This is a genomic window from Paenisporosarcina sp. P4_E4_2, from assembly GCF_056401595.1.
The window spans coordinates 1-9060 of the sequence record NZ_JBFUJC010000110.1; the positions used below are offsets into that span (position 1 = coordinate 1).

General features: G+C 39.5%; 4 protein-coding genes and 1 other annotated feature. Of the genes, 1 reads left to right on the forward strand and 3 read right to left on the reverse strand.

The features are described from left to right. Positions 1-102 precede the first annotated feature (102 nt). Positions 103-364: a binding site (T-box leader), on the forward strand. A gap of 62 nt (positions 365-426) precedes the next feature. Beyond that, on the forward strand, positions 427-1623 hold the full coding sequence (locus AC1DSB_RS09610; RefSeq protein WP_477586595.1) for an MFS transporter: 1197 nt from the start codon (positions 427-429) through the stop codon (positions 1621-1623). 98 nt (positions 1624-1721) lie between these two features. Here AC1DSB_RS09610 and AC1DSB_RS09615 read toward each other — a convergent pair whose 3' ends face one another. From AC1DSB_RS09615 to AC1DSB_RS09625, 3 genes are all read right to left on the reverse strand, one after another. Beyond that, complete coding sequence (locus tag AC1DSB_RS09615) at positions 1722-6032, reverse strand: S8 family serine peptidase (RefSeq protein WP_477586597.1); 4311 nt, start codon at positions 6030-6032, stop codon at positions 1722-1724. A gap of 623 nt (positions 6033-6655) precedes the next feature. Further along, the gene (locus AC1DSB_RS09620) at positions 6656-6889 is read right to left on the reverse strand and encodes an Ig-like domain-containing protein (RefSeq protein ID WP_477531391.1); all 234 of its coding nucleotides are present in this window, start codon (positions 6887-6889) and stop codon (positions 6656-6658) included. After that, on the reverse strand, positions 6870-9060 hold a 2191-nt coding region (locus AC1DSB_RS09625), incomplete at its 5' end, for an InlB B-repeat-containing protein (protein WP_477586599.1). The genes AC1DSB_RS09620 and AC1DSB_RS09625, both read right to left, overlap by 20 nt.

A 9060-nucleotide genomic window follows, 5' to 3' on the forward strand; every position in this document is an offset into this window, starting at 1 on the left:
GGCATATACTGTTATTTATTTACAATAATATTTTTTATTTATTTTAATTAATTAGATAAAATAGATTCCAAGAAGAGATTCCTTATGTTATGATAGCGAAAATTAAAAGCTATGATGAGAACAGTAAATCATCTGAATTCTTGAACAGAGAGCCCCGTAGCTGAAAAAGGGTAAGCATTCACTGATTGAAACAAGCCTCTGAGCCTCACATGGGAACCTTGAATGTTAGGGGGATGGTGTGACGGGTGCTCCCGTTAAAGAGCTACAGTATAAGCATGAAATATATGCCGTACTTGAAAAGGTTCTGATGGTGACATCAGGACAAACTGGGGTGGTACCACGACATGTCAATCTCGTCCCCAAGACAAATCGTCTTGGAGGTGGGATTTTTTTGTTTGCCAAAAAAACATGTCGGAGGGATATGAAATGGAATTATCTAAATGGAAATTCTATTACTTAAGTGCCGTAGGAATTGCGAATATTGGTGGATGGATTTATTTATTGGCCATCAACTTAATGATTTTTGACACAACAGGTTCCGCATTGGCAGTTGCGATACTGTATATGATTAAACCGTTTGCGTTTATGCTGATGGGATTTTGGTCGGGCAGTGTGATTGATCGTGTATCGACGAAGCATTTGATGATTGTCCTTGATGTAGTGCGGGCATCACTCATTCTGTTCATTCCTTTTCTAGATTCCATATGGGGCATCTATGCGGTTGTGATGATTATTCAAATGGCAGGCGCAATGTTTGGTCCTGCCTCTTTTACCTATATGACGTTGCTATTGCCGGAAGACGAGCGAAAACAATTCAATGCCATGCTCAGTTTTGTTCATTCTGGTGCGTTCATCTTGGGTCCTGCTCTTGCAGGGATATTATTTATGCTAGGCTCTCTTGAAATGGCATTGTTTGTGAATACTGGTACGTTTTTAATATCAGCTGGATTGATATATTTGCTTCCGAGACAAAACCGTATAGACTCGTCTGAACCTACAAACTTTACTTGGGGAACAATCGTACAGGATTGGCATTTAGTCTGGAAGTTCAGTAAAATGGCTTTCCCTTTTGTTGTCGTGTATATGGTCTTTCAAGTGGTCATGTTGTTAACGGCTGCGCTTGATTCAACAGAAGTGGCTTTTGCGAAAGAAGTTCTTCATTTAACGGATGCGGCATATGGTTCACTCGTCAGTGTGGCAGGAATCGGCTTTTTAGTAGGGGCATTTTGCACAAATCTACTCGTTAAATTCATGTCGGCCAAACATTTGATGTGCAGTGGGACCATTTTGGTATCCACCGGGTATGTCATCTACAGTTTTTCAATGAATTATTTGATGGCCAGCAGCGGTTTCTTTATCCTTTGTTTTGCACTTGCGTTGGCAAATACGGGATTCACGACCTATATCCAAGAAAACATCCCGATTGACATGATGGGAAGAATCTCAAGTTTATACGGAATGGTCATCTATTCTTTGCAACTGTTGGCTGTTCTGATTTTTGGGATAGCAGCACACTCGTATTCAGTTCAAGCAGTCGTAATCGGTGGCTCCCTTCTTATGTTAATCATTTCTCTCTTCCTGATTGTTTCAGTAAATCGTCTTGCTCTTCCAAAGTGGCAATAGGTTAACTCGGTAAATGCCAAACACTGAAACGATTAGCTCCATATAGTAAAAAGGGGAGAAATGCTTTCGCATTCCTCCCCTTCTATCAACATCCCTTGTTATTGCTTCGGCTCGAGACCGATCAGGCGCAGGAAGTATTCCAGCCCTTTCTTGCCAATTTTTTCTTTTGGCTGTTTATCGACAGGTGCGTCAGGTCCCTTCGTTAAGAAGTTTTTCTCCATTAAGCGAACATCCGTTTCGTCTACCACGCCATCTTGATTGAGATCTTGCGGCACGATGGAAGTATCTTTCGTACCGTATGCATCCACGACACTTTGGATATCAAGGATATCAATCATTTTGTCGCCATTCACATCCCCTGCAAGACTTCTCTGACCAATTCTTAAAAACTGCCCACGTAGCTCACCATTTGCATCATGATATCCAGGAATGAATTTCTTCATCGCTTTAAGATGCCCCGGAACATCGAAAACAACTGTATATACTTGATCGGAAGCAGGAATATCATTGATCGTGAAAGCTCCATTTTGAGCAATTGTTCCCGGATATTTTTTACCACTTCTAGAGAGAGCGTATACTTGTGCTCCTATTTTTGAATAATCCCCTTTTTTCAAAAATTCTGCCCCTGATGCACCTATCAAAAATGCTTCCGGCATTATGGATCCTAGCAACTGTGTATGTGTAGGAATTATTTTAAGATCTTCAGTGCCGTAAAAAGGAATAGCAGTATCTGCTGTTTGTCCGGATTTCTTATAAGACCCGTTCTGTACATTAAATCCAGTAACTTCATCGTAAACTTCATCATTCATTACTTTAATCGTTACATCRAGGAACGGCATATCTCCGTCCAGTCCTCTGAATGCATTTCCAGTAATGGAAGCTCCGATTTTCACATTATTATGATATATACTTTCCGTCACAACTGGCTCATGGAGCGATACCTGTAAGCCTTTTTCCTTTGCATATTGTTTGACTGCATTGTTCAGCTTCACATTCGAAAACTTGAAGTAGTCTTTGTCGATTGCCACATTAAATTCTCCGGAGACAAGCTGTTTCACATTATTAAGGCTGAGTGTCATACTAAAGTTATCGCCGACTTTCAACTCTTTCTTACTATAACTAGTCGTCGTATATTCCGTTCCTTCTTTCATGAAGTAATACTTTTGGTAACCAACTGCCGTTGCAGTATCCCACGTTCTCAACCACAATCTCATAGGTTGTTTTGCAATATCACTTTCCTCAATTCCTAATTTCACATCTCCATTCGCTTGAACCGGGAAGAACCCAGCCATATATCCAGAGGCACCTGTATAGTAAGCCATAGTGTTGGACGATTGATCGACATCCAACCCTTTAGATTGCAATAAATCCACTGTCTCATCCTTAGCTGTTCCATGCAACCACACTGCTTTTTGGCCATCTTCTACTGTAAACATAGAATCATTGATTTCGATTACACCCGATTTTATATCCATGTTCACTTCTGGTGCTTCATTGTCCACGATAAGCGGATTGTCATAAACATATGATTTCCCATCCTCATCGTGTGCAATCAGTTCCAGTATATAGTCGCCTGCTGGAAGCTTTATAGGAATATCACTGATTGGCTGGGACGGATCATTTGTAAATGGTAAGACCGTACCGCTGAACGCACCCGTAAGATACACTTCTCTATCTATTTGTAATTTACTCGTGTTCGCTGTCCCTATGAACCCTACAGCTTTTCCTGTTTTACTGTCTTTTACAAGCACATCCATGGTTTTCATTGGGCTGTTCAACTTCATGATGAAATGGATCATTTTGTCATTAAGTTCCCAGAAAGGTGTTGTATTTGTCACGGATGGTCTAGTCGTTTTGACATAAGCAAATCCTTTTTCCGTCGCCATAACAGCGAATGGGATTTGATAGGATTCGGCAGGATTGTTCGCATTTGTCACATGAATATACCCTTCATATCTTCCTGACGCAGCGCTGGTTGGAATCGTTATTTTTGGCTGGAGCTCCTGCACTTGGCCGCTTCCCACTGTAATCGATGAAGGCACGTCCACTGTAACACCGTTACTCACTGCATCTTGAATACCTTTTCGCTCACCGTGATACTCCACTTCTAGTGTAAAAGATTTTTCTTCCTGGCTGTTGTTCTGAACCGTCACCTTTTTACTTGCTTCAATGGGTTGATCATCTTTTTTAATATGTCTTCCGAATACAATGGAACCTGTTTCTTCATCAATTTCTACGACTTTTCCATTTTCGATATTTTGTGTCTTATCCCATACTTTGATGGAGGTATCTGTATGAACCGCTTGATAGGCATCGATTCGTCCTGCGCCTACTTCGTATACAGAATTATCCCCTTGTAAATCGTCCGAAGTATTCATGAGTGCCAATTTTACATCAAAAGGCGTGTATTCCGGATGCTCCTGCAATATTAATGCTGCTGTACCTGCCACGTGTGGCGTAGCCATCGATGTACCCGACATGCGCACATAGGCATTCCCGTAATTAATGCCGTCCTGTGGATCGTTGATGAATTCCGGTGTCGTAGAGAATATCGACACACCTGGAGCGACTACATCTGGCTTAATATCATAATTTCCATTTACCGGTCCGCGTGAACTGAAATCTGCTAAATGATCGCCTTCTGTTTTTGTATTACTTAACGTTTCAAATGTGAAAGTACCTTCGCCCAGCTCTTTTAACCGCTCACCATCTGCTTTTGACAGGCGGAAGGATGGGATTAACCCGACGACCTCACCCAAGTAGGCAGGTATTTGCCCGTCGACATTGTTATACACAATCACTGATTTAGCCCCAGCGATTTTGGCGTTTTTAATTTTTTCATCAAACGCAAGTTCCCCGCGCTGAATCAACGCAATTTTCCCGCTGACATCTTTCCCGGCAAAATCRGTTGCTTTACCAAGTCCCGCAAATACAATTGGTAAGGATTTTCCTTGCAGWTCTTCTAATTTATCAGAAAAGTCTTTGCCCAGAAGTTGCAAATCTTCTACTTGGTGAGACAAGCCCTTATTCTTATCTTCTAATTTAGGAGAAAAATCTTTGTCGAGACGTTTCGAATCTTCTAGTTGAGGAGAAAGTTCCTCGCTGATGAGTTTTGAATCTTCTAATTGATGAGAAAGGTCTTCGCCGAGACGTTCCAAATTATCATTTTCATTAGTGAAAACGCTTCCACTAAATGTAGGAATGGTCATGGAAACATCGCTTGCCCCTACTGAAATACCAAGAGCCGCTGTTCCTGGAGAACCAAGCGTTTTTTCGTTCGGTCCGGAGTTACCTGCAGCGACTACGGCCACTACGCCTGAAAGCATGGCATTATTTATCGCTACAGAAGTAGCGTATAAAGGATCGTTCGTCGCGGCGCCAAGTGACAAGTTAATGACGTCCATGCCATCTGTAATCGCTTGATCGATTCCAGCAAGGACTCCTTCCGTGGATCCTCCACCCCAAACTCCCAATACTCGATAAGCATATAAATCTACTTCCGGCGCTACCCCTTTCACAGCATAATCCACACCGTTTTTCTGTTGGGCTGCAATCGTCCCTGCGACATGTGTTCCATGGTTTGTATAATACACTAAACCAGGATATGTTGGCTTACCAGCATTAATCCAATCCTCGTAGGTCGTTTCCATCGGATCTGCATCATCATCTACAAAATCATATCCACCTTTATAAGCTTCTTTTAAGTCAGGATGATTGTAGTCAATACCCGTGTCAATAACACCAACTTTAATCCCTTTACCGGTAATGTTCTCGGCATGTAACTTGTCAACGCCAATTTGCGGAATACTGTCTGCCATTTTCGGATCGATGGCTTCTTTCGTTTTTACCGGCGTTTCCACTTTTACCTCGTAATCTTTAAAGACACGATTAACTACACCTGATTGCAGCAAATCCTGTACTGCCACGCCAGGCAACGTCATTGCTACACCGTTGATGGCTTTTTTATACTCTCTTGTGATGTTTACATCTTCCACTTTGTAATTAGTCACGTTTTTCTGTGATTTCAATGATTGAACATGCTCTTTAAAAGCTTTGTGTGATTGTTCCACTTTTTCATTTGCAGCAGAAGAAGATAGTTTTTTTCCTTTCGCTGCTTGTTTCATCACTTCAATTTTCGCAGGCGCCTGTTCAAATTCGACGATGACTTTGACTAATTCAGTGCTATTCGCATCAATATCCGGTGAAATGGTAAAGGTTGTATTTGTTTCTAATTGCTCTAATGCCTTTCTTTGTTCTACAGACAGGCTCGCTAAGATCTCTTCCGCATTTTCAACTGGATTCAGCTCAAACGGGCTTTTCGCCAATACGTTATATGGAGCACCTTGAGATAATAACATGCCAACAGCTAGCGTTCCTGTAAGAATCTTATTGATATTTTTCTTCTTCATACCGCATCCCCTTGTCCTTTTGTAATTGTTTATTTCTCTCTTAACTTATATTTTTTACAACCAAGTCTTTTAAAGAAGAATCCATGAAACTAGTTAACTCGATTCTGTCTTTTATCATCCCATATTTACACTTTTCTGAAAATTAAACATAGGATGTAAATGTTGCTGTTATTGGTTCTATACCAGTATAAAACAAAAGCACTACTCCAGGGCTTTTTATTTAATCATTCATCTTTTGCATATAAAAATGGCACCGGGCATGAAGAAAGGCTGAAACCCTTGATAAGTCAAGAATTTCAGCCTTCCAAGTATGATGACCTGTGAGGGCTTAAACCACCGCCCCCCCTGTCAAATACAGAGTACGAGTATTATACATATTTATGAATAATTTTGATCATTTTAGTCCATTAAATCAAACGGTCGATGTAAAATTATTCACTGTAATTCTTATATTTCTATTGTTTCTAATAAGTCTGTGCAATTTATGTGCAATGAAAAAGTAATGTTATACCATGAGATAGGGTGAATTGTTGAAATTTTTATTACTTTTCAAATCGGATAGGGTGCTTCTTAATATGAGTTTCATATATTATAAGCACCCTTTTTTACTTCATTTAAATTGTTTACTTAATCGTTACATAACGGTTTACTTCATTGCCTTTATTTCCAGCTTTATCAATTGCTTGTAATGTTATTTTATTATTACCTTTACTTACTTTTGATAATTTTACTGAAAATGTTCCTTTACTTGATACTTTAACTTTTGTCACTACTTTATTATTGATTTTTACAATAATTGTAGAGTTAGCTTCTGCAGTACCTTTAATTTGAACTTCTTTATTTTGGTGCTTTGCGATCTAAAACTTTGACTTTTGTAGTAGCACTTTGAATTCCATTTTTATCTATAGCATATACAGATAACTCTGTACCTGCTTTTAGTTGTTTAATCTTGATACTAAATTTCCCATTAGAATCAGCTTTTCCTGTTGCAATAACAGCACTACCGATTTTTACAGTGATCGTTGTATTTGCTACAGTCGTTCCTGAAAGCTTTGTATCATTGTCATCGATTGGATTAATAACTGGTATATCTAGTAACCATTTAGCGTAAAGCGTTACATTACCTGTCACTTTATCTGTTTCAAAATTCCATGCTACTTGACCTGCAGCATCTTTATACCAACCAGCAAATGTATAACCTTTTCTTGTAGGTACTGTTGTTGGTTGTGCAATTGTCGTGTTATAGTTTGCTGTTTTAGAATCTACTGCACTTCCACCCTGGCTATTGAATGATACTGCATACGAGTTGATACTCCATTTCGCATAAAGAACTGTGTTTTCTGTTACTTTATCTGTCGCAAAATTCCAAGCAGTTTGCCCTGCAGCATCCTTGAACCAACCAACGAATGTATAACCAGGTCTTGTTGGTGCTGTAGGCGCTGTGATTGTTGTATTATATTCTGCTGTCTTAGTCTGTACTAAGCCACCATCTTGACCATCATAAATAACAGTGAATTTAGTAGGTGACCATTTTCCATAAATTGTTTTTGCAGAATAAATCGAGCTTGTGAAATCCCAAGGAATTGTAAATGCTTCATCTGCGAACCAAGCTATATCATAACCATAAACAGTCGGTGCTGTTATTCTACGTGCTACAATTTGGTCTTTTACTTCAAATGGAGCATTATCTTTCACTTCGAAATGCACATTATATCCATTCACTACTTTTTGGGTTACGGTTACATCTGCATAATCAGTTGCGCTAATATTGATAGTGAATTCTCCAGTTTTTGTGAAGACACTCTTATCCAATGTAATCGTATGTGCAGCCATATCTACTTTGAATTTCGTTCCATCTACAGTAACTGCASCAACCTTAATTCTCGAAATAGAATTTGCCCACTCAGAATCAATGAATTCAAGTGTAATATCGTTTCCAAGAGCGTTATCTGTAGTATCTGTTAGTACAAGAGAACCTGCTAAAGCATATTTAGCATAAAGCGTAATTGGTTTTGTCACAATGCTTGCAAAATCATATGGTATTGTTAAATTTTGATCTGTATACCAATCGTAGAACTTATAGCCGACTTTTGTTGGATCGATCGGCTTCGTTGCACTTCGATCTACGATTTGAGACGGTACAGGATCTCCGCTATTTGATTCGAATGTTACTTTATATCCTATAACCTGATCCGTAACGATTACATCCGCATAACCTTCAGAAACAATCATCACATTGACCTTTTGTCCTGCTGTAAATAAGTCATGGTTTAGCGTAATGGAGCTATTTGTAATCGTATAATCCTTATCTAAAACTAATTCTTTTGAACCAATCTTCACTTGTTTGATATTATTTTTCCATGTTCCATCATCGTTGAACGTTAACGTAATATCGCTACCTACAATGTTTCCAACTGTATCCTTTGAAACCGCAGGTGGTACTTTAGTCCAACCTAAATAGTAGATCGCATTATCCGTTAATACTATAGGACCGTCTGTAATATTGGACTTCATGTCGCTTGAACCAGCTGCGTCCAAATAGAGGTATGGACCAGGTGTCAAATCGCCTTTTGTGACATGTGATGGAACCATTGACATAGTTGGCGCTGTCGCTTGTCCATTGATAAGCTGATCAGCCAAGAATAAGTCATTTGAATTTTTTAATGTTCCGCCGTTTAAGTCAATATGACGTCTGTATCCAAGTTGTATATCCGGAATTGTCACCGTTTCTCCTGTCATTGCCGTTATCGTGACCTTATACCCTTTGATCGACCCAATATTATTAATTGTTGGCATTTCACTGAACGCAAATTTCTCTCCCAAGGTACTTTGACCCGCTTGAACAGCTTGATCATGTGTTGCTGTTTTGAAGGAAAGGATTCCGTTGCTACCGTTTGACGTTAAGTCATAGGTGTTTGGGTCTAACGAATAAGTCGTTGGTGTCGTGACTATTGAACCGTCACTATTTAGTTTATAGAAAGTTGCCTCAATTTTGGAAATCTTCTCCTTACCTGTTAACCAAGAAACA

Bases quoted from the DNA above. Each gene is read 5' to 3' on its own strand.
- AC1DSB_RS09610 (WP_477586595.1), top strand. From the start codon at position 427: ATGGAATTATCTAAATGGAAATTCTATTACTTAAGTGCCGTAGGAATT.